The following is a 25,775-nucleotide window of genomic DNA, read 5'->3' as shown; positions in this document are numbered from 1 at the left end:
TCTCGCATCCTACTGAGATCTACCCTCAGTAGGATGCGAGAAAGGTACGTTCATGCGACGAACCTCCGTTGACGTTGAGCACCCGGCCCACCGGCGCCGACCCCGAATCATCTAAGACCGGCTGCCGGCCGGCGGCGCATTGACCACCACCGCCGCGCAGCCGGAATGATGACTGGCAGCATGGAGACGGCGATGACGACGAGCATGACGCCCTCAATGGAGTCCGCAATCCCGGGAATCCCAGACAGGAGCACGCCTACCGCCGTCATGAGCCCGACCCACGCGACCGCCCCGAGCACATTCCAGGTGACGAAGCGGCGGTAGGGCATCCGGGCCGTCCCGGCAGCGAAGGGCACGTAGGTGCGCACCACCGGCACGAAGCGCCCCAGTACGAGGGCAAGCGGCCCGTGACGGGTGAAGAACGCCTCGGCCGCCTCCAGCCGATCGGTGCGCAGGATCCGGGCGTCGTCCTTGAACAGTCGGCGCCCGAAGCGCGAGCCGAGCCAGTAGCCGGCCTGATCACCGGCGATCGCCGCCACCACGCATACGCTCACGATCTGCCACAGGCCCAGGCCCAGCGAGCCGTGGAGGACGGCGGCCGTCACCAGCAGCGAGTCCCCCGGCAGGAAGGGGAACAGGACGCCGGACTCGATGAAGACGATGACGGCCATTCCGACCAGCACCCAGGGGCCCAGGGCCGCGAGCAGCGCCCCGGCGTCGGAGACGGTGCCGGCGAGGCCGGCGATCCAGCTGATGATGTCCACATGCGCTCCTCGCGTCCGCACCGCCCGTGCGGCGGCGTCCGAGACGAGCCTGCGGCACCGCCCTGTGCCGGGACTGTGACGACGGCAGACAACGGCATAGAACTGCTCTGACATGGGACTGCGCCGACCCGCCCTGAGACCACGCGCCGAGGATGAGGACGAGCCCGGGACCGGGGCACGCTGGCCCAGCGCCGCACCAGGCCTGGCACTGCGCGCTCTCAGGTCCGGCCAGTGCCGTGAGCCTCCTGGCGCCGCAGCAGATCGGGCCACCAGCGCCGCCTGTCCTGACACCGCACGGGCTCGCCACCCGGCCGCGCAGTGCTTCACGCGCCCCAAGCGCACCTCGACCTCATCTCAACCCACTACACCACGCGCGTATACCCCATGTGTATACTCTGTGTATGGACACTCGCCTTACGCTTCTCGGCCTCCTGGGCTCCGGTCCCGGGTACGGCTACGACCTCAAGCTCAGCTGGGACCGCTGGTTCGCCCAGACCAAGCCGCTGGCCTTCGGCCAGGTCTACTCCTCCCTCGCCCGCCTCCTGCGCGACAACCTCATCAGCCAGGTCGGCGCCGAGCCCGGGGCCGGCCCCGCCCGCAAGCGCTACGAGATCACCAAGACCGGCCGCGCCGCCGTCGAGGAATGGATCCGCCGCCCGGAGGTCCCCTCCGACTCGATCCAGGCGGACCTGTTCGCCAAGACCGTGATCGCCCTGCTCCTGGACGACGACGCCGAGCACCTCCTCGACCTGCAGCGCACCGCCCACACCGCGCGCATGCGCGAACTCACCCGCCTCAAGCAGGACGGCGACCTGCACACCGTGCTGGTCGCCGACCACGCCCTGTTCCACCTGGAGGCCGACCTGCGCTGGATCGACCTGACGGCCGCCCGCCTGTCCGAACTGCGCGAGGAGGTGCGCGCATGAGCACCGTGACCGGCTCCGACCTCAGCAGCAGCCCGGCCGAAGAAGCCGCAGCCCCAGCAGCCCTCGCGACCCCCGCGCCCCCCGCAGACCCCGCAGGCGCCCCGCCCCGCGTCATTATGCGCGCCCGCGGCCTGGAGCTCGCCTTCGGCACCACCCGCGCCCTGCGCGGCATCGACCTCGACGTCGTCGCCGGGGAGGTCCTGGCCGTCACCGGGCCGTCCGGGTCGGGCAAGTCCACGCTCCTGCACGTCATGGCCGGGGTCCTGATCCCCGACGCCGGACGCGTGGACTACGCCGGACGCGACGTCGCCGCCATGGACGAGGCCGAGCGCTCGCGGCTGCGACTGGCCGAATTCGGCTTCGTCTTCCAGTTCGGCCAGCTCCTGCCGGACCTGTCCGCCCTGGACAATGTCACCATCCCCCTGCTGCTGGCGAGGGCGCCGCGCAGGCAGGCCCTGGAGCGCGCCCGCGAGCAGCTGGCCGCCCTCGGCCTGGACGGGCACGAGGGCAAGCGCCCCACCCAGCTCTCCGGCGGGCAGGCCCAGCGGGTCGCCGTCGCCCGCGCCCTGGTGACCCGCCCCCGGATCCTCTTCGCGGACGAGCCCACCGGCGCCCTGGACTCCCTGGCCGCCGAGCAGACCATGCAGGCCCTGACCAGCGCCACCCGGGCCGCGCACGCCGCACTGGTCATCATCACCCACGACCCGCGCACCGCCGCCTACGCCGACCGCGAGGTCGTCGTGCGCGACGGGCGCCTGAGCGCCGGGACCGGGATCGCGGAGGATGCGCGATGAAGGACCTGCCACTCGCCCGCCTCGTCATCGCCGGCGATCGCTCGTCGCGACGCCGCCTGCTGGGCATCGTCGCCGGGGTCATGGTCGGGATCACCGTCTTCCTCATGCTGGCGGCGGCCTCGCAGGCGTTCGGCGAGCGCAGCCGGCGCTCCACCTAGAACCAGCCCGTCTCGGCCAACCCCACCTACCTGGAGCCGGACACGGTCCTGACCCCGGCCACGGCGGCGATCGCCTCAACCACCGACTACTACGAGGGTCGGGTCATCACCATCATGCTCGTGGCCGCCACGCCCGACACGAGCGTGCGCGTCCCCGGCTCCGACGTCGTGCCCCGGCCGGGCCAGTACCTGGCCTCGCCGGCGCTGGCCGAGCTCATCGACTCCGCGCCCGCCGACCAGCTCGGGGAGCGCTACGGCGAGCAGGTCGGCGCCCTGTCCAATGACGCCGTCGAGGGCCCGGACTCGCTGGTGGCGGTGATCGGGGCGGATCAGTCCCAGGTCCTGGGCCGGCAGGGCCCGGGCATGCCGCCGCCGCAGGTCGTCACCGAGCTCGTCGGCCACGACTACGCCTCCCAGGTCTGGCAGATCGTCGCCGCCATCGGCGCGATCGCCACCCTCGTCCCGGTGCTCCTCCTGATCGCCATCGTCACCGACCTGGGCGCCGCCCAGCGCGCCGAGCGCTTCGCGACCCTGCGCCTGATCGGGGCCACGCCCGGGCAGGTGGCCCGGATCGCCGCGGCGGAGACGGCGGCCACGACCCTGCTGGGGGCGCTGCTCGGCGTCGGCGCCTACCTCGCACTCATCCCGGCGGCGGCGCGCATCGTGATCAACTCCTCCCGCTTCTTCCCCCACGATCTGCTCGCCTCCCCCGCGGTCATCGCGGCCAGCGTCCTGGGCACGACGCTCGGCGCCGCCGCCGTGGCCTGGTGGCGCACCCGGCGGGCGGGCATCGGCCCGCTGGGGGCGTCCCGCGAGCGCAGTGAGCGCCCGCCCCGGCTCCGGTCCCTGCTCCCGCTACTGACGGGCCTGGCCGGACTCACGGCGGTGCGAGTCGTGTCCCGAGGCTCCGAAGTCTCGGTCACGACCATCGGCCTCCTCCTCGTGGGCTCCTTCTGCCTGACCATGCTGGGGCTGCTGTGGGCCGGGCCGCTCCTGACCTCCTGGAGCGCACGACTGGCGCGGCGCGGCGCCCGCAGCGCGGCCCAGGTCATCAGCCTGGGGCGGCTGGCGCAGCACCCGCGGGCGGCCTTCCGGGCGGTGGGCGGGCTCGTCATCGCCGTCTACGTCGTCACGCTCTTCGCGGTCGCCATCACGGCGGCGGTCGGCACCGCCGTGCCCGCCCAGGGAGCCGGGTATCTCCCGACGACGACGCTCTACACCATCGCAGGGCCGAGCGACCCGAGCGACCCGAGCGATCCGGCTGCCCCGGCCGACCTCGAGACCGCGGTGAGACGGCTCGGCGACGTCGAGGGCGTGGAGACCGTCGCCCTGGCGCGGATGGAGGCGCCGCGCGGGAGCGGGGGTGCCGAAGAGTCCGAGGGCTCCGAGGACTCCGAGAGGGACAAGGAGCAGAACAGGGCCGGCATGCGGCTGACGCTGTCCGTCGAGGACGCCCGCGCCCTGGGGGCGGGCGATGCGCAGTCGGACACGGGCTGGGTGAGCGTGTCCTCCAGATGGCTGGTCAACGCCGCCGCCGATCCGCAGCCCGCCGAGGCGCCCGGGGAGGAGCCGGCGCCGACGGTGCTGCTCGCGGGCACCGATGGCGGCGCGGGCGCACTGGAGCGGGCGCGCACCCTCATGGAGACCTCCGGCCTGAACCTGACGATGTACCCGATCACGCGCAACGACAGAACCGCGGTCATGGCCACGGCCGTGGAGAACCAGTTCGCGACGCTGGGATACATCGGCATCCTCATCGCGGCGGGCGTGTCCACCGCCTCGCTGGCGGTGTCGACCATCGCCTCCCTGCTGGCGCGGCGCCGGGTGCTGTCACTGCTGCGCCTGGTGGGCATGCCGCGCGACGTCCTGCGCCGCTCGGTGGCCTACGAGACCCTTCTGCCGGTGGCCGGCGTGCTGGCCCTGGGCATCGGGGCGGCGGTGTATACGGCCTGGATCCTGGTCACGGGCACGTCCTCGCGCTCGATCGGCTGGCCGACGGGCTCCTACTACGCCGTCGTCGGGGCGTGCCTGGCCCTGACGGGACTGGCGATCGTGGCCAGCGCGAGAGCGGCGGGCCGGATGGTCTCGGGAAGCGCGGGAGGCACGGTCCGCTTCGAGTAGTGCCGTCAGCGCGGCGGGCGGCGGACACGGCTGACGGCGGGCGGCGGGCGGCGGGCGCTACCCGCCCCGTCAACACGGTCATGAGGTGAGGCGTGCCTTTTTCCTGGGTCGTTCGTCCCTGATAGTCTTGCGGAGCAGACGTTGCGTCGGCACCCTGTCACGTGCGTTTGTACTGTCATGCTCGCTCAACGACGAGGTCCACCGCCATGGTCAAGCGCCAGATCCCCAATCCGAATGAGATCTTCGATCTGCTTCATTTCAAGAAGCCCGATCTGAACGCCAAGCACCGGAGGCTCCAGTCGGCCCAGACCATCTGGGACCTGCGGAAGATCGCCAAGCGCCGCACGCCCGCCGCCGCCTTCGACTACACCGACGGCGCCGCCGAGGGCGAGATCTCCCTGCGCCGCGCCCGCCAGGCCTTCCGCGACGTCGAGTTCCACCCCGACATCCTGCGGCCGGCGCCCAGTGTGGACACCTCCTGCCAGATCCTCGGGGGGCCGTCGGCCATGCCCTTCGGCATCGCCCCGACCGGTTTCACCCGCCTGATGCAGACCGAGGGCGAGATCGCGGGCGCCGGGGCCGCGGGCGCCGCCGGCATCCCGTTCACGCTGTCCACCCTGGGCACCTCCTCCATCGAGGAGGTCAGGGCGGCCAACCCGCACGGGCGGAACTGGTTCCAGCTCTACGTCATGCGCAAGCGGGAGATCTCCTACGGCCTGGTCGAGCGCGCCGAGCAGGCGGGCTTCGACACCCTCATGTTCACCGTGGACACCCCGGTGGCCGGGGCGCGCCTGCGCGACCGGCGCAACGGCTTCTCCATCCCGCCGCAGATCACCGCGGGCACCGTCCTCAACGCGATCCCCCGGCCGTGGTGGTGGTTCGACTTCCTGACCACCCCGAAGCTCGAGTTCGCCTCGCTGAAGAGCACGGGCGGCACGGTCGGCGAGCTGCTGGACTCCGCCATGGACCCGACGATCAGCTATGAGGACCTCGAGGTCATCCGCTCCATGTGGTCCGGCAAGATCGTCATCAAGGGCGTGCAGAACATTCCGGACGCCAAGCGGCTGCTCGACCACGGCGTGGACGGCATCATCCTGTCCAACCACGGCGGGCGTCAGCTCGACCGCGCCCCCGTACCCTTCCGGCTCCTGCCCGAGCTCGTCCGCGAGGTCGGCTCCGAGGCCACCATCATGATCGACACCGGCATTATGAACGGCGCCGACATCATCGCGGCCGTGGCCCTGGGCGCGAAGTTCACGATCATCGGCCGCGCCTACCTCTACGGCCTCATGGCGGGCGGGCGCGCCGGGGTGGACCGGACCATCGAGATCCTGTCGGAGGAGATCGTGCGCACCATGAAGCTCCTGGGCGTCTCGAGCATCGATGAGCTCGAACCGCGTCACGTCACCCAGCTGACGCGCCTGACCCCGGTGCGCCCGACCGTCAAGGCAGCAGCCGACGCCCTGGCCCGCTGAGGGCCCGGTCCGGCAGGCCCTGCCGGCCCCGCGCCATCCGCCCGTCGGAGGCATCCCTGCCATCGCCCTGCGCGGCGGTGCCCGGTGGCCCCGGAGAGGAGACCCCAGCGGTCGCCTCTCCGGGGCCACCGTCGTCTGGCCGAGAACCGGAAGCATGCCGGAAACAGGCGGGGCGCTATGGTCTGGGCACCATCACTTCTGACCTCGGCGACAGGTCTGTGCTCCTTCGCGTCAGACGGAGCACCCGGCGCCCTGGATCACCCCTGCGGCCGGCCCCGAGCGGCCACCGCCCTGAGGAAGGGACAGCGCCATGGCACAGTCCGAGTCCGATTCGACGTCAGGTCCGATGTCAGACTCGACATCCGGCCCGATGTCAGGCACCGCGACGGCGGCCGACGACCGCGAGGACAGGTTGGCCGGTCCCGGCCGCCTCATCTCCAGCCGGTGGCGGCCCCGCAGCCTGCGCACGACGCCGTCGCGGCAGGACCGGGGACTGTTCGACCAGCCCCGGGGGCTGCCCTGGATGCTCAACGTGGAGATGTGGGAACGCTTCTCCTACTACGGCATGCGCGCCATCCTGCTCTACTTCATCACTGACACGGTCGCCCACGGGGGCCTGGGCCTGAGCGAGACCAGCGGACAGGTCATCATCGCGCTCTACGGGATGGCCGTCTACTTCCTGGCCATCCCCGGGGGTATCTTCGCCGACCGCATCATCGGACCCTGGCTGTCCACCCTCTACGGCGGCGTGGTCATCATGGCCGGGCACATCTGCCTGACCATCCCGACCACGGTCACGTCCTGGACGGGGATCGTGCTGGTGGCCGTGGGCACCGGCTTCATCAAGCCGAACCTGACAACCATCGTCGGCGGCCTCTACGACGACGATGACATCCGGCGCGACGCGGGCTTCCAGCTGTTCTACATGTCCATCAACGTCGGCGCCTTCGCCTCTCCTCTGCTGACCGGCTGGCTGCGCGAGCACTACGGATACCACGCCGGCTTCTCCTCGGCCGCCGTCGGCATGGCCTTCGCCCTGGGCGCCTTCATCTACGGCCGCCACAAGCTCTCCGCCTTCGCCTTCACCGTGCCCAACCCCATCCGCCCCCAGGAGCGCCGGCGGCTGCTGCTGGGCTCCCTCGGCGTCCTGGTCGCCGTCGGCGCTGTCGTGGCCGTCCTGCAGGCGATCACCGGAAACCTGGTGAGCACCGTCGCCACGGCGGGCCTGCTCGTGCCGGTCGGTGCGGCCGTGGCCTACTTCGTGGTCATGTTCCGCTCCCCGAAGGTCACCGCCCCCGAGCGCACCCACCTGCGTGCCTACATCCCCCTGTGGATCGGAGCGGTCCTGTTCTTCATGATCACCGAGCAGGCGGCCGGCAAGATGGCCACCTTCGCCGACTCCAACACAGATCTGCGGCTGCCCCTGTTCGGCTGGTCGATCACCGCGGAGGCCTATCAGTCGGTCAACCCCGCGGCGATCGTGATCCTGGCCCCGCTGATCGGCATGCTCTTCACCCGGCGGGCGGGCCGGTTCCCCTCCACCATCATGAAGTTCGTCATCGCGGTGCTCATCGTGGGGCTCTCGGCGCTCATGCTGGGGTACGGGTTCCAGATCTGGCCGGGCGGGCAGGACCTGTCCCCCTGGTGGTTCCTGGCGCTGGTCTACGTCATCCAGACCGTCGCCGAGCTCTTCCTGACCCCAGTCGGCCTGGCCACGACGACCGCCCTGGCCCCCAAGAGCTTCGCCTCCCAGGCGATGGGGCTGTGGTGGCTCAGCGTCGCCACCGGGCAGGGCGTGGCCGGCTTCGTCATCGCCCAGACCGAGGACGCCTCCGACGCCACCTACTACTACGGCCTGGGCGTGGCCACGCTGCTCATGGCCCTGGTGCTGTTCGCCGTCGCCCCGTGGACCCAGCGGCAGATGGCCGACGTCGAGGTCGCCGCCCAGGACTAGGCCCGCCTGGACGAGCCGCACCTGGAGCGCCGCGAGTTCGTAGGTTGAGTCTCGGGTTCGTAGGTTCAGGGCACCGCGCGGATTACCCTACGACCGCGAGGTCCGGCTGCCGCCGATGGATCCCAGAGGGGGCAATGAGCGTCCCGGACTCGCCGACCTCATGGGCCGCTTCGCACAGCCATCTTCACGTTCTCCCAAAATAGCCATGCGGTCGGAGTAGGGTGCTTGGGTACCTGTGGTTCGTGCCGGACACTGACGGTCCAGCGGCACGCCTCACCCGACCACAGGAAGGGAGAGTCTCATGTCAACGACCCCGACTCCCGTCGAGGACGATCTCGATACCGGTCGGATGATCGCCAGCCGGTGGCGCCCCTCCACCCTGCGCACGACGCCGTCAAAGGAGGACCGGGGGCTGTTCGGTCACCCCCGTGGACTGCCATGGATGCTCAATGTGGAGATGTGGGAACGCTTCTCTTACTACGGCATGCGTGCCATCCTGCTCTACTTCATCACCGACACCGTGGCCGGCGGCGGCCTGGGCCTGAGCGCCAACTCCGGGCAGGTCATCCTGGCTTCCTACAGCGCGGCCGTCTACCTGCTGGCCATCCCCGGCGGCATCTTCGCCGACCGCATCATCGGGCCGTGGCTGTCCACCCTCTACGGCGGCCTGGTCATCATGGCCGGGCACATCTGCCTGTCCATTCCCGCGCCAGCCTTCTCCTGGACGGGGATCGTGCTGGTGGCCGTGGGCACCGGTTTCATCAAGCCGAACCTGTCCACGATCGTCGGGGGCCTCTACGATGACGACGACCCGCGGCGCGACGCCGGATTCCAGCTGTTCTACATGTCGGTCAACCTCGGCTCACTGGCGTCTCCGCTGGTGACCGGCTGGCTGCGCGAGCACTACGGCTACCACGCCGGCTTCTTCTCGGCCGCCGTCGGCATGGCGGTGGCCCTGATCGCCTTCATCTACGGCCGCCACAAGCTCTCAGCCTTCGCCTTCATCGTTCCCAACCCCATCCGCCCCCAGGAGCGCCAGAGGTTCGTACTTACCTCGGTACTGACCGTGGCGGCTGCGGCCGCGCTCGTCGTGGCCCTCAGCACCCTGACCGGCAGCCTGCTCGACGCCATCTCCGCGACCATGCTCATCATCCCGGCCGGCGCCGCTCTGGGCTACTTCATCCTCATGTTCCGCTCCCCCAAGGTCACGGCCCCCGAGCGCACCCACCTGCGCGCCTATATCCCCCTGTGGATCGGCGCGGTCCTGTTCTTCATGATCTCCGAGCAGGCGGCCGGTAAGATGGCCACCTTCGCCAAGGACAACACCGACGGCCGTATCCCGTTGCTCGGCTGGGTCATCACCCCGGAGACCTACCAGTCCATCAACCCGGCCACGATCGTCATCCTGGCGCCATTCATCGGTTGGCTCTTCACCCGGCGGGCGGGCAGATTCCCCTCCACCATCATGAAGTTCGCGATCTCGGTGCTCATCATCGGGGTATCGGCCTTCATCCTGGGCTACGGCTTCCAGACCTGGACTGGCGGCGCGAGACTGTCCCCCTGGTGGTTCCTGGCCGTGGTCTTCATCATCCAGACCGTCGCCGAGCTCTTCCTGTCCCCGGTGGGACTGTCCACGACGTCTGCACTGGCGCCCAAGAGCTTCGCCTCCCAGACGATGAGCCTGTGGCTGCTGACGACGGCCACCGGCCAGGGCCTGGCCGGCTTCATCATCTCCAGGACGGAGCACGTCGCGAACTCCACCTACTACTACGGCCTAGGGGTCGTGACGGTTGCCGTGGCCATCGTCCTGTTCGTCGTCGCCCCATGGACGGAGCGGAAGATGGCCGACGTCGGGGTCACGGCGCAGGACTAGGCACGGCTGGGGCGCCGCGAGTTCGTAGGTTGAGTCTCGGGTTCGTAGGTTCAGGGCACCGCGCGGATTACCCTACGACCGCACGCCTCCGACTGCCGCCGGCGGGCCAGCGAGGGCGAAGAAGGAGACCAGACCGCCGTGAAGGACTACGCCTCCGGTGAGGAGCTCATCGCGGAGATCCGCAAGCGCGCCGAGCTGTTCATCGCCGAGTTCGACGACGTCCCCGCCTCTGGGCTCCACGTCCTCAAGGACGGGGTGGACCGCACGCCGGCGCAGATGCTCACCTACCAGCTGGGGTGGATGGACCTGCTGCTGGACTGGGAGCGAGACGAGCGGGCGGGGCGCGAGGTGGTCACGCCCGCGCCCGGCTACCAATGGAACCGGCTCGGCGATCTCTACAGCGCCTTCTACGAGCAGTGGCGTGATGCCTCGCTGCCCCAGCTCCAGGAGACCTTTCGGGACAGGGTCGACGACGTCGTCGCTCTCGTGGCATCGCTGAGCCTGGAGGAGCTCTTCACCTCAGGGCAGCGGGCATGGGCCTCCTCGACACCGTCGGCCTGGCCGGTGGCCAAGTGGGTGCATATCAACACGGTGGCACCCTTCACCTCCTTCCGCACCAAGATCCGCGCCTGGAAACGCCACTGAGCAATCGGATCGCTCACCCCGGCGAGGACCCACAGTACGAGGGTGCTCCGGGGTCGCATCTTCCACCACGAACCTGCCGTCAGCGACAACCGTCAGCTGAGGGGACGGACGATCTGCCGACGACCCCAGAGGCCGACACGGCCCGGACAACAAAGGCCCACCGCCTCGGCACAGGCTCACGACCACACCTCAGTTTCTCCTCCTCGCGGAGTATGTCGTCGGTGTATACACTCAGCGCATAGTTGTGGGCATGGAATCCAGACTCACTCTTCTTGGGCTGCTCAGCGCCGGGCCGGGGCACGGATACGACCTCAAACGCTCCTGGGACCACTGGTTCGCCGCCTCCAAGCCACTGGCCTACGGCCAGGTCTACACGCCACGCTCGCCCGCCTGGTGCGCGACGGGCTCATCACGCAGGTCGAGGCCGAGCCCGGCGCCGGCCCGGAGCGCAAGCGCTACGAGGTCACCGACGCCGGGCGCCAGAGCGTCGAGCAGTGGCTGCTGACCCCGGTCACCCCGGCCGGCGACGTCCAGGCCGATATCTTCGCCAAGACCGTCATCGCCCTCATGCTCGACGACGACGCCGGGCGCCTTCTCGACCTCCAGCGCGCCGAGCACATGGCGCGCATGCGCGAGCTGACCCGCCTCAAGCAAGACGGCGACCTGCGCACGGTGCTGCTGGCCGACCACGCCCTGTTCCACATCGAGGCCGACCTGCGCTGGATGGAGACCACCGCGGCCCGCCTGAGCGAGCTGCGCGAGGAGGTGCACTCATGAACGCCACCACCTCCACGGCCGCCGATGTCCTCCCCACGCCAGATCGGGGCGAGGCGGACCCGCCGGACAAGGTCATCATGCGCGCCCGCGGCCTGGAGATGAGCTTCGGGCAGACCCACGCGCTGCGCGGCGTCGACCTGGATGTCCTGGCCGGTGAGGTCCTGGCCGTCACCGGCCCGTCGGGCTCGGGAAAGTCAACGCTCCTGCACGTCATGGCCGGGGTCCTCGTGCCCGACGCCGGACGCGTCGACTATCACGGAGGCGATACGCCGCAAGACATCGCGGCCCTCGACGAGTCGGCCCGCAGCCGCCTGCGCCTGAAGGAGTTCGGCTTCATCTTCCAATTCGGCCAGCTCCTGCCGGACCTCTCCGCCCTGGACAACGTCACCATCCCTCTACTTCTGGCGGGCGCCTCGCGCCGGAAGGCTCTGGCCCAGGCCCGCGAGACCCTCGGTGAGCTGGGGCTGAGCGAGCACCTGGACAAGCGCCCCACCCAGCTCTCGGGCGGGCAGGCGCAGCGGGCCGCCGTCGCGCGGGCACTGGTGACCAACCCGCACCTCCTCTTCGCCGACGAGCCCACCGGCTCCCTGGACTCCCTGGCCGCCGAGCGGACCATGGAGGTACTCCTGAACTCGGTGCGCTCCCGAGGTGCCGGCCTGGTCATCATCACCCATGATGCGCGCATCGCCGCCTACGCCGACCGGGAGGTCACCGTGCGCGACGGTCGCATCGGTCCCGGGGCCACACACGCCGTGGTCGGACCAAAGGAGCCCGGGCACGCCGCTACCGGGGGCCGGTCATGAGCCGTATCGCCCTGACCCGGCTGCTCGTCGCCAACGACCGCTCCGCCCGACGCCGCCTGGCCGGGATCGTCGCCGGCGTCATGGTGGGAGTGGCCCTGTTCCTCATGCTGCTGGCCGCCGCCGAGGCCTTCCCTGAGCGCAGCATGCGCTCCAGCTGGGGGTCCACCGCGCTCATGCCCGGCCTTTCCCAGCAGTCGAACCACACGGACCTCCAGCCCGATCATGTCCTCACAGACAACGAGCTGGCAGTCGCCAGCAACGTCGACATCGTCGGCGACAGGCCGATCACGCTTCTACGGGTGGCCCTGCCGGAGTCGGGCACCACCTCAGTGAGGATTCCGGGGGCCGATGTCGTCCCGAAGCAGGGCGAGTACCTGGCCTCGCCGGCCCTGGCCAAGCGCATCTCCTCCCTCCCCGCCGACCAGCTCGGCGACCGCTATGGCAAGCAGGTGGGTGTCCTGACCCCCGAGGCCGTCGAGGGCCCGGACTCGCTGGTGGCCGTCGTCGGGACGGACCTGGGGACCGTGGCCGCCTCCGAGTTCTACATCCCGCCCCAGGTGGTCACCTCGTTCCAGGGCATCCCCTACGAGAATGAGGCGTATCGGATCGCCACGCTCATCGGTGCCATCGCGGTGCTCGTGCCCGCGCTGCTGCTCGTCGGGATCGTCACGGACCTGGGGGCGGCGCAGCGGGCCGAGCGCTTCGCCACGCTGCGCCTCATCGGGGCCACACCGCAGCAGGTGGCCCGCACCGCGGCCCTGGAGATCGGGGCCACCACCTTCGTCGGCGCCCTGGCGGGCGTGGGCCTCTACCTGGCCATGATCCCCGTGGCCGCGCAGATCACGCTGAGGTCCAGTCGCTTCTACTACTCCGACCTGCTGCGCTCACCGGTCAACGCGGTCCTCGCCGTCGTCGCGACCACCGCGGGGGCGGCGGCCGTGGCCTGGTGGCGCACGCGACGGGCCGACCTCGGCCCTCTGGGCGGGTCCCGAGAGCGCACCGAGCGCCGCCCGCGTCTCATCTCGTTGGTGCCCGTGATCCTGGGGACTGCAGGTCTGGTCAGCACTCCGGCGGTGGCCCGTCAGGACTCCGATCTGACCATCTACCTGCTGCCCGCCTCCTTCCTGTGCGCGATGCTGGGGCTGCTGTGGGCCGGGCCGGTCCTGACCTGTGGGTGGCGCAAGGAGGTCGGGCACTGGCCCACTCGGCGGCGCAGGTCATCGGCTTCAACCGGATCACTCAGCACCCTCGAGCAGTCTTCCGAGCGGTGGCGGGCGTCGTCATCGCCGTCTACGCCATGACGGTGTTCGCCGTCGCCATCACGGCCGCTGCGGGAACCCGTGACGTCACGCAGGGCGGTGGGCACCTGAGCCCCACGACACTCGAGGTGATGCCGACGGTCAGAGACGAGGGCGTACTGGACAGCGCCGTCGACCGGCTCTCCGGCGTACCCGGGGTGACGACGGTCGCCATGGGGAGGATCCGTGGAGACAGCACGCAGGACAGTCAGGTCATCCTCGAGGCCGACAAGGCCGAGGCACTCGGGGCGCCGCACGTGGCGGCCCCCGATGGCGCGGTGAGCATCAGCACCCGGTGGTTGTATGAGAATGCCGCCGCCTCGCCGTCACCGGTCAGTGCCGGGGAGCTGAAAACCGCCCATGAGCAAGGCGCTCCCGTCCTCCTGGTGGGCACCGACCCGGCCAGCCCCGGAGCAGTCGAGCGGGCCCGCACCGCTCTGGCCACCTCCGGCCTGGCCCCGGGTACCTCCCCGACCTCACCCAGCTCGATTCAGGCCCTCGAGGGCAGTGCCATGGAGAACCAATTCGCCCAGCTCGGTTACATCGGCATCCTCATCGCCGCGGGCATCTCCGCGGTCTCGCTCGGGGTCTCGACGGTGGCGGCGCTGCTGGGGCGCCAGCGGGTCCTCGGCCTGCTGCGACTGGTCGGCATGCCGGCGGCAACGCTGCGCTCCATGGTCTCCTACGAGACGGCGCTGCCGACGGCCACCGCCCTGGCCATGAGCATCGGGCTGGGTTGGCTGACCGCGTGGTCGCTGATCGGTGGGGTATCAGGGCGCCGTATCAGCTGGCCCAGCAGCGGCTACTGGTTGGTGCTGGGGGCGTGCCTGGCGCTGGTGGTGGCGGCGACCCTGGCCAGCGCCCGCTACGGCAGGCGGATGCTGGCCGGCACCACCGTCCGATTCGAGTAGCGGCGGTTCATGGTGTCCATATCGGCGACAAAGGCCGCGATCACCCTCAGTTGCGGAAAAGAAAACCGCATGATTCCGCGGTTCCTTTCGGCGGAGTAATGGCCTCGGAGCTCCTTTGTCACAGATTTGGACACGAGTCCCTCCGTCACGTCCGGGCACCGGGGAGAACAACCCCCGGTGCCCGGAGCCGATCTGCGATAGAACATGTCCATGACCGCAGAACGGACCGACACGGCCGCAGGCTCCTCCACCACAGCCTCCCCGAAGCCGCCGGTCCTCGCGGCACCGGGCCTCGGTCGCCTGCGTGACGGCGCGGCCGATGAACTGGCCGCCGGTGGGATGGTCGAGGATCTGCAGCTGGCCGAGGCGGACCTGAGCGGTTCGGACCTGTCCGCGATCAGCCTGCTGAGCTGCCGGTTCTCGGAGGTCTTCGCCAACGACACCGACCTGGCCGCCGCACGGCTGGTCGACTGTCGCCTGGAGCGCCTGAGTGCCACGTACCTTCACAGCCCGCGCTCCACATGGCGAACGGTGGAGTTGGTCGACTCCCGTATCGGGGCCTGGGAGCTCTACGACGCCGATGTCGAGTCCGTCCTCGTTGAGGACTGCCGTCTGGGCTTCGCCAACCTCGCCGGGACCGCTGTGCGCGACCTCCTCATCCGGGGCACCCGGATCGACGAGCTGGACCTGAGCGGCATCGAAGCAGAGCGGGTCCGCTTCGAGGACTGCCAGGTGGGCACGCTGCGCCTGCGCGGTGGGAGCCTGAGCGATGTCGACCTGCGGGGGCTGGAGATGAGGGTGGTCAGCGGCGTCGACTCCTTGGGTGGGGCGACCGTCAGCGGCGAGCAGCTCACCGAACTCGCGCCGCTCTTGGCGCAGCACCTGGGGCTGCGGGTCGACGACCAGGACGGCGAGCAGAATCCGATAACAGGGGGTAGGCGAGCATGACGCTACTGACATCCGATGACGTCCTCAACGTGAAGTTCGATAGCACGAGACTCCGTGAGGGATACGTTCAGGACGAGGTCGACGAGTTCCTCGACGAGGTGACCACCACGCTGCGGGGACTCGAGGAGCGCCTTGGAATGGCACCGGGAGCGACTACCGGTTCTCACCAGGAGGCGGAGATACTTCTGACCTCCCAGGACGTCAGGAACATACGGTTCAAGACATCCAAGTTCCGAGAAGGGTACGAGCAGCCGGATGTCGACGCCTTCTTGGATACGGTCGTGGCCACCATGGAGACCATGGAGGCGCGGCTGAACGGCAGTGTCTACGGGGCGGACACGAGTTACGGATCGGCGCCCGGGGCGTACGGGAATGCCGGCTACACCACCGGGGCAGGGACCGTCCCGGGAGGCGGCGGAGCGATGAGCGACCCCCAGTACGCCGAGGCGATCGCCCAGCGGGACCAGTACATCGCCCAGCTCCAGCAGGAGAACGCCTACCTGCGCGCCGAGCTCGAGGCCGCCCAGCGCCGCCTGGGTACTACCGGGTTCTAGAACTCGTCAGCGCTGAGGAGTCCAAGACTGCGGAGCAGGTGGGGCATCGTTGTCGATGGGCAAGGCCCTTGAGTATCAGTCTCCGGGAGGCTGTCCGTCGGCAGATGGCACCTGACCACGGCCTGTGCGACCTCATCCCAGGGGAAGTCGTCCGGCAGCATCTTCGCGTCCTTACTGCTCAGGCCCGTCAGCTCCCGGTAGTGCGTTTGCGCATCAGCCTGGTTCTGGTAGTTCTTCACGGGGGCGTAGTGGGCGTTGAGCCAGACCTCGAAGCAGGGCACGGAAACAACACCGTGCACAACGGTCCGCTTGCTACTCAGCCCTCGGCATTTAGCCAGAAAATCATGACAGTCCCGACCATCATGGTCGACGACGATCCACACCTCCCTGTAGTCGCTGAGGTCTGACCGAGGCCCGCTGAGCTCCTTGACGACGGTGAGCGGATCACCGTTGATGACCTTCACTTTAGCTGAGACTCTGTCGCGGTCCACACGTCGGCACAGCTGCTGCAGGTAGGCGTTCTCGGTGACCCGCCCATTAGTCACGAGGAGAACGGTGCACAGTTCGACTCGTTGGCTGCGCCGTTTCCTTCTCGGTGGCGTCATCTCACTTCGCCCCTGCCGGCGTTGAGAGGTACCGGCGGAGGCTGGAGGTGTCTACCCGAGGGATAGCACCGAAGGCACCGGCGAGGTAGCGGCGCTGCTTGTTAGTGCCCTTGCGGTTGGAGGGGAAGTCTGCGAGCGAGAAAAGCTCACTGGCACCGAAGGGGGACTTCTCCGTCATCCACACCTCGCCCGCCTCCAGGAGCTGGACGGGAGAATTGTCCAGGAGCGCCGTGTCATGGGTTGTGAAGACGATCTGAGCACCCCGGGTATTGAGGTCCGGATCCTTGAACATGTCCACCAGCGTGGCGGTCAGTGTGGGGTGGAGGCTCGCATCGAGCTCGTCGATGCACAGCACCTGCCCTAGTCGCAAGGCGTCGATGGCAGGACCGACCGTCGCCAACCAGGTGAGAGTTCCTTGACTCTGCTGGCTGCTCGCCAATGGGTACTCCTCACCGTCGGCACCGCGGTGGTGGAGGACGAGGTGACGCTGGAGCTCCGTGAGCAGCTCAGCAGGCACCTCCGCATCCTCGCCCTCATCCTCATTCATGAGAAGTCGATGCAGAAGATCAAGCACCTTCTGAGGAACCTCCTGCTCCTCAAGCTCAAGACCGACAATGCCCAGGTCGGCAGCCTGAGCGATGGCGTTCGCAATACCACTCCACTGCTCAGGGGCCTCTGCGAGACGGCTCATCACCCACCGCAGACGCGAAGCGCGCTCCCGGTCACTGTGGTGGATGAAGCGCATGGCACGCAAACTGCGCGCAATCGGAGCAAGGGTGGCGTGCTTGTACTTGAGAGCGATGGCGAGGAAGAGGTCCTTGGGCGTCGTGATTCGACGAACCTCGTTCGTGGCACCCTTGAGGGTGGTGCCGGACTCGACCGTGGGCTCGTCATCCTCGGGGCCCTGGGTACGCACGAAGACCTTGCGCCAGCGCTGCCCCGCTGCCCAGAGCTCCTCACGCGAAATGCCCCAGCGATGCGCCTCGACACTGTAGCTGTAGCGCTCGTTCTCGTGGGTGAAACCAATGGAGAAACGGGACGGCTGCGCCGCGTGGTCACGATCGAGACTGAAGGGCTGATACAGGATGTCCCGCTGATCACCGACGGCATGGTGGAGGCAGTCAAGCGCGTCCAGGAGGGTGGACTTGCCTGAGGCATTGGCACCGAAGATCGCCGCCACGCGCCATGTCTGCTCCTGCCAGGAGGAGCCGCCACGCGGCGTCAGAGTCTTAAGCGAACCCCGAGTGAGATCGAGGGTCGCCTCCTCTGCGTAGCAGCGGTAGTTCGCCACGGTGAAGTCCAGCAACATACCGCAACCCTAGTGTGAACAGCTCGTTTTGGGAAGTTTTTTCCCAAAGTTCAACGTTCATGACGCCGAGCTCGAGTCCGCCCAGCGCCGCCTGGGGACTACCGGGTACTAGGCCTGCTGAGGCCCGCCGGGCTGCCACGACGGAGCGCCGGCCGAGTACGGGTCAGCTCCGCTTGACCAGCGGGAAGGTGATGGTCTCGCGGATGCCCTGGCCGGTGAGCACCATGAGCAGGCGGTCGATGCCCATGCCCATGCCGCCGCTGGGCGGGAAACCCTGCTCCATGGCCACCAGGAAGTCCTCGTCCAGCACCATGGCCTCGGGGTCGCCGTTGGCGGCGGCCAGGGCCTGGGCCTCGAAGCGCTCGCGCTGGACCACGGGGTCGGCCAGTTCGGAGTAGGCGGTGGCCGTCTCGAATCCGCGCACGTACAGGTCCCACTTCTCCGTCAGACCCGGCTTGGAGCGGTGGTAGCGGGTCAGCGGCGAGGTGTCCTCGGGGAAGTCGTAGACGAAGGTGGGCGCCCAGAGCTTGTTGCCCACCAGCTCCTCGAAGATGTCCTCCACGACCTTGCCGGCCACGGCGTAGTCGTCCACCTCCAGGCCGATTCGCTCGGCGTGGGCCACGAGCTGCTTGCGCGGGGTGTCCACGGCGATCTCCTCCCCCAGCGCCTCGGAGACGGAGGTGTAGAGGTCGATCTTGTCCCACTCGCCGGAGAGGTCGTACTCGGTGCCATCGGCCAGGGTCACGATCTCGCCGCCCTCGGGCAGGTCGAAGGCGTCGCGCGCGGCCTGCTGGACCAGGTTGCGGGTCAGCTCGGCCATGCCGTCGTAGTCGGAGTAGGCCTCGTAGGCTTCCAGGGCGGTGAACTCCGGGGAGTGGGAGGAGTCGGCGCCCTCATTGCGGAAGTTGCGGTTGATCTCGAAGACGCGGTCCACGCCGCCCACCACGGCGCGCTTGAGGTAGATCTCCGTGGCGATGCGCAGGTAGAGGTCCATGTCGAAGGCGTTCATGTGGGTGATGAACGGGCGGGCCGCCGCGCCGCCGTGGATGACCTGGAGCATGGGGGTCTCCAGCTCGAGGTAGTTGCGGCGGTGGAAATTGTCGCGCAGGGAGCGCATGACGGCGGCCCGGGTGCGCACCATGTCGCGTGCGGCGGGGCGGATCAGCAGGTCGAGCTCGCGACGGCGCGCCCGGTTGTCCTCGCTCAGGCTGACCTCCTCGCCCTCCTGGTTGGTCCAGACCTTCGGCAGCGGGCGCAGGGCCTTGGAGGCGAGGCGCCAGGCGGGCACGACGACGTCGTCATCCCCGCGCTCGGCCGGCTCGACGGCGTCGGCGCACTCGCGCAGGACGGGCTCGGCCATAACGGACAGCTCGCCGCGGCGCGAGGAGATGACGCGGCCGTGGACGAAGAGGTGGTCGCCCAGATCCACGTCCGCCTTGAAGGCCGCCAGGGACGTGTGGCCGGAGCCGGGCAGGGCCTTGGCGGACAGCATCGCCTGGAGGGTGGTGCCCGCGCCGTCGGCGAGGGAGACGAAGCAGAGGCGGCCGGTGTTGCGCAGGAAAACCACGCGCCCGGCCACGCCGACGATGTCCTCGGTCTCCTGACCGGCCTCGAGGTGGGAGTAGCGCTCGCGCACGGCGGCGATGGTCGTGGTGATGGGGAGCTGGACCGGGTAGGGCTCCCAGCCCTCGGAGCGCAGCCGCTCCCGCTTGGCGGCGCGGACCGCGAACTGCTCGCCGGGGCCCGGATCCTGCCTGGGCTGACCGGCCTGATCAGCCTGCTGGGCCTGCTTGTCCCGCTTGGTCTGGCCGGTCTGCTCGTTCTGCTGGGGCCGCTGGGCCTGCCCGGAGCCACCGGGCTGCTCGGAGGGCGCTGCAGGGGCCGCTGCAGGGGCCTGGGCGTTGTCTGGCTCGGGGACGGTGTTCTGCTGGGTCTCGTCACTCACGCGCGCGAGTCTATTCGGCCGGGAGAAGCACCACCCCTCTCAACCGCGAGGAATCGGCCACGCGAGCGCACCGCCGACTGCTCGTCCAACCCGGAACAGAGCGGAGCATTGTGCGAGCTCGTCATTTTCGCGGCCATCTCACGTGCGCCAGCGCTGCTCGTGTACTCGGCTACCCCATGTGGCACCCGTCGCGCGAGTTCCACATCGCCGTCCCCAGGGACCGTTCAGTACGCGCATCAGCGAGCAGACCCCTCACCGATGTTCGCATCCACCGGCCGGCAACGCTGACCCCGATGACGGTTGACGACTTCCCCCTGGTTCATCCGGCCGAGGTCGTCGCCTGCGCCCTGACCTGCCTGGACGAGCTCGACGCGATCTGCGTCGCGGACGCGGCACTCAACCACGGGGATACGACGAAGGAGGAGATCGCCGAGCTGCTGGTCGGCCGTTATTCGAAGGCCGCACGTCTACGCCTGGATCAGGCCGACGCGGCCGCCCGCTCCCATGTGGAGACTCGCACCCGGCTGTGCCTGCGGCAAACCGGGCTGCGGGTCGAGGCCGGCGTCGTGCTCGAGGGCATCGGCGAGGTCGATGCCCTTGTCGAGGGGTGGCTCATCGTGGAGGACGACGGATTCGAGTTCCATTCCTCCAAGGAGCAGTTCGTCCGCGACCGGCACCGCGACCAGCGCGCCCTCGCCGCCGGTTATGTGCCGCTCCGGCTGACTTATGACGACGTTGCCGCCGGCGAGAGGGCGATCGTGGGCATTGTGAGCAGGGCGCTACAGGGCATTGCACACTCGCAGCGTCTCTACATTCCAGAAACCGCACCGTTCTGCGAAATCTGGGTTGGGTGTGAGGGAAGTTCTCCGCTCCCATGTGCACAGCACCCCCTGACCGCACATGGGAGGAGCGGGAACATCGTGGGATTCAATCAGACAGGCGATACAGAATGGGCACCTGCCCGCGCGTATTCAAATGAGGCCGCATGAGAGAGTACCTACCAAGCATGGTCGCACAACCATAGTTTCCATCTTCCCTACAGTCCGCATCGACGGCCTGACACCAGCAGAACGCTCTCACAACCTCACAAGGGAGTACAGAAGTACATCCCGCTGCCAGACCGGGGTTCCCTGGGAATATGCGCGAGGGCCGCCGATGTGCTCGACGGTATCAGCAGCCCCCAGGGTATGGGCGGGGGTGGTCATTTGCGGTGCTTACCACGGTAAGGCGGCCGAGAGCCGTCATCGGGATGGTCCGCGCGCCGCTGGGCCTCATCAGCCGCAGCGGCCTCAGCCGCGGTCAGACTCCGCCGCCAGCGCCTCTCCATCTGCCCCTCCGGATACATCAACCTCGGCAACGGAACCGGAATCAAACCCAACAAACCCACCACCATAGGCAGAAATATTCCTACAGCAAAAAACCACGCTAAAGGGCCCTCGTTATCGAATTCAGCAGCCTGAGCCAGCAGCAGCCCTCCCCCGAACACGAAACACGTCCCTACAGCGGGCTGGATAACCGCGATCGTATTGCGGCCCAGACTGAACTCCCCCGACGACATATCACGACACATCTCCCCATAGTCACTGTCCGAGAACATCGCAAACCACCAATTCACCAAAGTCACCCCACCCAGCACAAGACTTCCCAGACCGTAAAGCAGATTTTCAGACAAGCCACATCACCGCCTTCGCGCCACACGCCACCATCAATGATCATCAGTGATGGAGCCAACTCATAACCGTGTCAACACCCTTACTCGCGACCCCGGATCCGATGGCTCCGCCGACGATACCGCCGACCGCAGCATCCGTCTGAGCAGCAGGCCAAAAGCCTGGTCGATACCTCGGGTAGCGAAGACCGCAGACCCCGTCACTATGCTCAGCGGTATCAACGACCCCCAGAGGGTGGGCGATGGTGGTCATTTGCGGTGCTTACCACGGTAAGGCGGCCGAGAACCACCAGCAGGATGATCCGCACGCCGCTGAGCCTCAGCAGCCTCAGCAGCCTCAGCCGCGGTCAGACTCCGCCGCCAACGCCTCTCCATCTGACCCTCCGGATACATCAACCTCGGCAACGGAACCGGAATCAAACCCAACAACCCCATCACCACAGACAGCAATACTCCCGCCAGGAAAAACCATGCTAGAGGACCCTCATCATAGCCAAGGCCGGCAGCCTCAGATAGCAGCAACCCTCCTCCGAATACGAAAAGCGTCCCTACAGCAGGCTGAATAACCGCGACCGTGTTACGGCCCAGACTGAACTCACCCGCAAGCATGTCACGACACATCTCCCCATAATCACTGTCCGAGAACATCGCAAACCACCAATTCACCAAAGTCACCCCACCCAAGGCAAGACACACCAGGCCGTACAACACACCCTCAGACACACCAACTCACCCCCTCACAAACCACTAACCATCAATGCCACAACTTATGAATCCCCTTATTGGCGAGATCAGCTAAAGCACTTCCTGCCCCAGACCCCACAGCTCCGCCAACAATACCGCCAACCGCAGCCCCGACCGGGCCGCCCACACACGCACCGATCGCGGCACCCGCCTGAGCGCCGGCCCACGCACCACCCGCAGAAGCAGCACCCTTCGTCGCCGCCCGGGCTACCTTCTCACCAGTGCCGATCGAGGGGTCCTTCGAGTCCTTCTGCCACTGCTGGTAAGCATCAACACCGAAGCTCACCGCGGTGCCCGCACGACCGGCATACTTCAGCGCATTGCTATCCGCAATCTTCCCGGCCGTTTCCGCGATCTTCGCACTCCTGGACCCTTCCGCCGATGCCGGCACCTTCCAGTTCCCGAGCTTGCGGTCATTGAACGCATGCTTCCACTCCCATGTCCCCTTACCGCCAGCCTCCGTCATGACCGGATTCTTGCCCCTGATCCACCTACGAGCAGGCGCTCCCGGCTTGGCCGAATGCGACGTCGCCCACTTGCGATAACGAGCAACATCCGCACCACTGGCTCGCAAAGCAAAACCCCTCACCAAACCAACAGCATCCTTCGTACGACTCACGCCCCATTTACTCGCAGTCGCCGCCGCGATCCAACCACCACCCTTAGTCGACGGCCTGATATAGTCCTTCACCCCAGCGGCCACGGCATGGTACACAGGATTAGTGATCTTCTGACAGGCATCCACAAAATCCTGCCGAGCCTCCTTTTCCCGAGTACGAATATCACTCGTCTCAGTCGCCAACGTGGTATACAATATCATCTTCTGCTGAAATTCAGCATCACTATTATCAACCTCCGTCCCGCTAGGACTATCCCCAGGAACAGAAGGCGAATCACCAGCAGAGGATGACGAAGACGACGATGAGGGCGTCGGCGCATCAATAGTCTCATCAGAAAGAGTCAAGCCACCCTCAGTGGCCCTACTACGGATACCCTCCAAATCAGTCTTAATCGACCCCAGAGCACTCGCAAGATTATCCAAAGCAGTCTTATAACTACCCAGATTCGACACCAAAGTTTCACAATTAGTGACACACGAATTAACCATCGGATACACAGCACCCGCCGTCGTCCCCCGCAAATCCGCCACACTACTACGCGCGCTAATCATATCAGTCTCGGCGCTATCAACATGCGACTTAATATCACCGATCTTCGTCGCCGACGAGGTAATATCAGACGGCGTCGCATCCAAATGAGTATCAATCGACATAATCACTAACCTCCGCACTCACAACCACATCACCAACCGGGCCCCGATCAGCGCCCATTAGGATTCGAACTCATACCCGCATACGACGACGTCCCCGAACCAGACCCTGACGACGACCCACCAGAAGAGCCACTCCACGTCGACCCCGCATCCGCAGACAACCCGGGATGCGAAGACGAATGAGGCTTCCCACCCCCTGAACCACCCTTCGACGACGAACCCGAACCCAGCGTCGACCCCGGATCCGTCCCCGACTGCGCCGGCGAACACTGCGGCACACTACTCGCACTCTGCGTATCAGCCGACGTCATATTCGAATCAGCGGACGACATACTGCTCGACAACGACGGAATACTCGACTGCAACCCCGACAACGCCAATTGAAAACTCGACACCACCGCCGTCGCAGCCGACGCCGACGACCCGCAACCCGACGGCGACTCCACCGAATCCCCACTAATATGACCACTCGCCGAATCCATACTCGACTTCGCAGATTGCGCCTGATCATGGTACCACTTCAAACTACCCGCCATTTGATGGCCTCTCATTACTCATCAATGGCACTACTCAACGCGGAAAGGGACACCATCGACGGTACCACCCCCACTCACCCCAGGCACCAGCAACCGCCCCGTAAACCATCCCGACCACGTCCCACATACCAACACACCCAGCTACGGACACCTGGACAGCGGCCCGTACGAACACAAGACGTATGCTCTCTTTACGTGAAATCCGTGGGTATCCGCGAGATGAAAACCGTCATGTCCGAGTCCGACGACCTCGGGCAGGAACCGGCGCACTCAGTTCCAGTCCGGCAGGGCGGGGGCGCCGTACAGGATGCTCTCGTGGAACCACCGCGGCTGCAGCGACATGCAGAAGTCGGCGGGGAACCAGTCCGACGGCAGCTCCTCGGCCGGGACAGGGAGCCCGCTGAGCCTCACGTCGAGACCGCGAGCGGTGCGCAGGCGCTCCCACTGCGCCGGGGCGCCGGACAGGAAACCGGAGAGCAGCCGTGCGTAGGCGGGACCGAAGTAGCACCACGGCACCGGGCGCATCGGCAGTCCCGCGACCACCATGTCGCCCATGCCGAGCTCCTGGGGGTACTGCGCCTGCGATCCGGGCATGACGCTCCCGTTGTACGTGTGATCCCAGTTCTCCAGAACCTCGGCCAGCGCCAACTCGGCCCCCAGCTCATCGGCGACCGCGATGAACATCTCGTGGAGCCGATCCAGCGCAGCCCCGTCGAGCACGGCGAGCTCGACCGCGCACTCGACGCAGTACATGCCGTACGGCTCCTGCGGGGCGCTGGGGAGCATCTCCACCGCATGGATCGGTTCAGGACCGGTCAGGAACACCCCGTAGTCGCCGGTGCGCCTCATATCGTCCGCCGCGTCGATGGTCGCCTCGGTCAGCGCCAGCATGCGCGCCCTGCCGGTGTACTCGGTGGGCAGCCAGTCGGGCGCCACCCGCCCGACGGCCCGCATCCAGGCGGCAACCGGGACATCGCACACGGTCTCGCGCACGAACCACCGCAACTGCACAACCTGGAAGGACTCCTCCGGGGCGTCGTAGAGATCGGAGTCGAAGTCGGGAGGCGGCGACTCGCTGACCGGCCACACCACCCGCTTGTGGAAGTCGGCGACGACGCCGTCGCAACGACGCGCCAGATCCTCGGCGATCTCAAGACCGGGGTCGCCCACCGAGGCGACGTGCCGTCCGCCCGGCCATTCGAGCTCGTAGCAGAAGGGGAGCTCATCGCGGCCCGAGACCTCCTTGACGTAATCGACGAAGTCGAGGGAGACGTCGATGGACGCCTCGTCGAGTTTCAGGACCAGCCGCACGCCATCGCGGATGAGGATGCTCGTTCCATCGCCGTCGTGTCCTTCGATGGTGAGATCTGGGGCCGCCGCACGCACATCGTGCAGCGTCAACTCGCGGCGCGTGTAGAGCTCGAACAGTTCGGGAAGATCCTTGCCCTGCATGCCCACCAGCCTATCGATGGTGAGCATGCTCGCAACGGCTCAGCTCCGGGCCGCGGCGAAGGAGAGGCCGGAGGGCGTCAGCCCCTGGAGCCGGGCGGCGTCGGAGTCGACGGGGATCTGCCCCGGCTCGCTGCCCCGCTCCACGATGCGGTTGTGCTTATCGACGAAGACGACGTGCGGCAGGTACGTGCGGGCCTCGGCGTCCTCCATCTGGGAATAGGCGATGAGGATGACGGTGTGG

Annotated in this window: 23 protein-coding genes and 1 pseudogene; 15 read left to right on the top strand and 9 right to left on the bottom strand. The window is 67.7% G+C overall.

The features are described 5' to 3' along the window. Positions 1–107: 107 nt before the first annotated feature. Positions 108–764 (bottom strand): DedA family protein, encoded by a 657-nt coding sequence (locus W5W_RS0105150; protein ID WP_017194618.1) that lies wholly within the window; start codon positions 762–764, stop codon positions 108–110. Positions 765–1,165: 401 nt separating this feature from the next. Here W5W_RS0105150 and W5W_RS0105145 point away from each other — a divergent pair, with 401 nt between their 5' ends. The 14 genes and pseudogenes from W5W_RS0105145 (at position 1,166) to W5W_RS0105090 (ending at position 16,001) form a co-directional block, all read left to right on the top strand. Beyond that, complete coding sequence (locus tag W5W_RS0105145) at positions 1,166–1,690, top strand: PadR family transcriptional regulator (RefSeq protein ID WP_017194617.1); 525 nt, start codon at positions 1,166–1,168, stop codon at positions 1,688–1,690. Continuing rightward, positions 1,687–2,484 (top strand): ABC transporter ATP-binding protein, encoded by a 798-nt coding sequence (locus tag W5W_RS0105140; protein ID WP_017194616.1) that lies wholly within the window; start codon positions 1,687–1,689, stop codon positions 2,482–2,484. The genes W5W_RS0105145 and W5W_RS0105140 overlap by 4 nt, the downstream gene beginning before the upstream one ends. After that, positions 2,481–2,642: a hypothetical protein gene (locus W5W_RS16660; protein ID WP_017194615.1), complete on the top strand. Its 162-nt coding sequence runs from the start codon at positions 2,481–2,483 to the stop codon at positions 2,640–2,642. Before W5W_RS0105140 ends, W5W_RS16660 begins: the two co-directional genes overlap by 4 nt. A gap of 114 nt (positions 2,643–2,756) precedes the next feature. Beyond that, entirely contained in the window at positions 2,757–4,763 is a 2,007-nt protein-coding gene (locus W5W_RS14655) for an FtsX-like permease family protein (protein WP_017194614.1), read from the top strand. A 206-nt stretch (positions 4,764–4,969) separates the two neighbouring features. Next, the gene (locus tag W5W_RS0105130; RefSeq protein WP_017194613.1) at positions 4,970–6,238 is read left to right on the top strand and encodes an alpha-hydroxy acid oxidase; all 1,269 of its coding nucleotides are present in this window, start codon (positions 4,970–4,972) and stop codon (positions 6,236–6,238) included. Positions 6,239–6,608: 370 nt separating this feature from the next. Then, entirely contained in the window at positions 6,609–8,192 is a 1,584-nt protein-coding gene (locus tag W5W_RS0105125) for a peptide MFS transporter (RefSeq protein ID WP_029574091.1), read from the top strand. A 301-nt stretch (positions 8,193–8,493) separates the two neighbouring features. Continuing rightward, positions 8,494–10,065 carry a peptide MFS transporter gene (locus tag W5W_RS0105120; protein WP_008733041.1) on the top strand — a complete coding sequence of 524 codons (1,572 nt, stop codon included), beginning with the start codon at positions 8,494–8,496 and terminating at the stop codon, positions 10,063–10,065. A gap of 138 nt (positions 10,066–10,203) precedes the next feature. Then, entirely contained in the window at positions 10,204–10,710 is a 507-nt protein-coding gene (locus tag W5W_RS0105115) for a ClbS/DfsB family four-helix bundle protein (protein ID WP_008733067.1), read from the top strand. Between the two features lie 250 nt (positions 10,711–10,960). Continuing rightward, a pseudogene (locus W5W_RS14650) lies at positions 10,961–11,487 on the top strand (PadR family transcriptional regulator). Further along, on the top strand, positions 11,484–12,290 hold the full coding sequence (locus tag W5W_RS0105105; protein ID WP_008733072.1) for an ABC transporter ATP-binding protein: 807 nt from the start codon (positions 11,484–11,486) through the stop codon (positions 12,288–12,290). Before W5W_RS14650 ends, W5W_RS0105105 begins: the two are co-directional and overlap by 4 nt. After that, positions 12,287–13,591, top strand: coding sequence for an FtsX-like permease family protein (locus tag W5W_RS16655; RefSeq protein ID WP_238533257.1), 1,305 nt, complete (start codon positions 12,287–12,289; stop codon positions 13,589–13,591). The genes W5W_RS0105105 and W5W_RS16655 overlap by 4 nt, the downstream gene beginning before the upstream one ends. Continuing rightward, the gene (locus W5W_RS16650) at positions 13,558–14,499 is read left to right on the top strand and encodes an FtsX-like permease family protein (RefSeq protein ID WP_238533256.1); all 942 of its coding nucleotides are present in this window, start codon (positions 13,558–13,560) and stop codon (positions 14,497–14,499) included. Before W5W_RS16655 ends, W5W_RS16650 begins: the two co-directional genes overlap by 34 nt. 210 nt (positions 14,500–14,709) lie before the next feature. Continuing rightward, positions 14,710–15,447: a pentapeptide repeat-containing protein gene (locus tag W5W_RS0105095; protein ID WP_029574090.1), complete on the top strand. Its 738-nt coding sequence runs from the start codon at positions 14,710–14,712 to the stop codon at positions 15,445–15,447. Further along, on the top strand, positions 15,444–16,001 hold the full coding sequence (locus tag W5W_RS0105090; protein ID WP_008733089.1) for a DivIVA domain-containing protein: 558 nt from the start codon (positions 15,444–15,446) through the stop codon (positions 15,999–16,001). Before W5W_RS0105095 ends, W5W_RS0105090 begins: the two co-directional genes overlap by 4 nt. Here the strand turns inward: W5W_RS0105090 and W5W_RS0105085 are convergent. From W5W_RS0105085 to W5W_RS0105075, 3 genes are all read right to left on the bottom strand, one after another. Beyond that, complete coding sequence (locus W5W_RS0105085; RefSeq protein WP_017194612.1) at positions 15,998–16,546, bottom strand: RloB family protein; 549 nt, start codon at positions 16,544–16,546, stop codon at positions 15,998–16,000. The genes W5W_RS0105090 and W5W_RS0105085 overlap by 4 nt on opposite strands. Before the next feature lie 61 nt (positions 16,547–16,607). Continuing rightward, positions 16,608–17,915, bottom strand: coding sequence for an AAA family ATPase (locus W5W_RS0105080; protein WP_008733094.1), 1,308 nt, complete (start codon positions 17,913–17,915; stop codon positions 16,608–16,610). Positions 17,916–18,078: 163 nt separating this feature from the next. Then, entirely contained in the window at positions 18,079–19,860 is a 1,782-nt protein-coding gene (locus W5W_RS0105075) for a lysine--tRNA ligase (RefSeq protein ID WP_017194611.1), read from the bottom strand. Positions 19,861–20,153: 293 nt separating this feature from the next. On the opposite strand from W5W_RS0105075, the gene W5W_RS0105070 reads away from it, so the two are divergent. Then, positions 20,154–20,849 carry a PDDEXK family nuclease gene (locus W5W_RS0105070; RefSeq protein ID WP_017194610.1) on the top strand — a complete coding sequence of 232 codons (696 nt, stop codon included), beginning with the start codon at positions 20,154–20,156 and terminating at the stop codon, positions 20,847–20,849. A 212-nt stretch (positions 20,850–21,061) separates the two neighbouring features. Here the strand turns inward: W5W_RS0105070 and W5W_RS14640 are convergent, their stop codons facing one another. From W5W_RS14640 to W5W_RS14635, 5 genes are all read right to left on the bottom strand, one after another. Next, the gene (locus tag W5W_RS14640) at positions 21,062–21,532 is read right to left on the bottom strand and encodes a hypothetical protein (RefSeq protein WP_193760059.1); all 471 of its coding nucleotides are present in this window, start codon (positions 21,530–21,532) and stop codon (positions 21,062–21,064) included. A gap of 751 nt (positions 21,533–22,283) precedes the next feature. Beyond that, complete coding sequence (locus W5W_RS15620; protein ID WP_154650248.1) at positions 22,284–23,546, bottom strand: hypothetical protein; 1,263 nt, start codon at positions 23,544–23,546, stop codon at positions 22,284–22,286. A gap of 57 nt (positions 23,547–23,603) precedes the next feature. Beyond that, positions 23,604–23,816 (bottom strand): hypothetical protein, encoded by a 213-nt coding sequence (locus tag W5W_RS0105060; protein ID WP_017194608.1) that lies wholly within the window; start codon positions 23,814–23,816, stop codon positions 23,604–23,606. Positions 23,817–24,352: 536 nt separating this feature from the next. After that, positions 24,353–25,561 (bottom strand): hypothetical protein, encoded by a 1,209-nt coding sequence (locus W5W_RS0105055; RefSeq protein WP_008733093.1) that lies wholly within the window; start codon positions 25,559–25,561, stop codon positions 24,353–24,355. Positions 25,562–25,573: 12 nt separating this feature from the next. After that, positions 25,574–25,775 (bottom strand): aspartate 1-decarboxylase (locus tag W5W_RS14635; RefSeq protein WP_193760058.1); only part of this gene is annotated, 202 nt, incomplete at its 5' end.

Source organism: Actinomyces massiliensis 4401292, from assembly GCF_000269805.1.
Lineage (GTDB): Bacteria > Actinomycetota > Actinomycetes > Actinomycetales > Actinomycetaceae > Actinomyces > Actinomyces massiliensis.
Note: the sequence above shows the minus strand (reverse complement) of the source record. Positions and strands in the feature narration are given on the sequence as shown.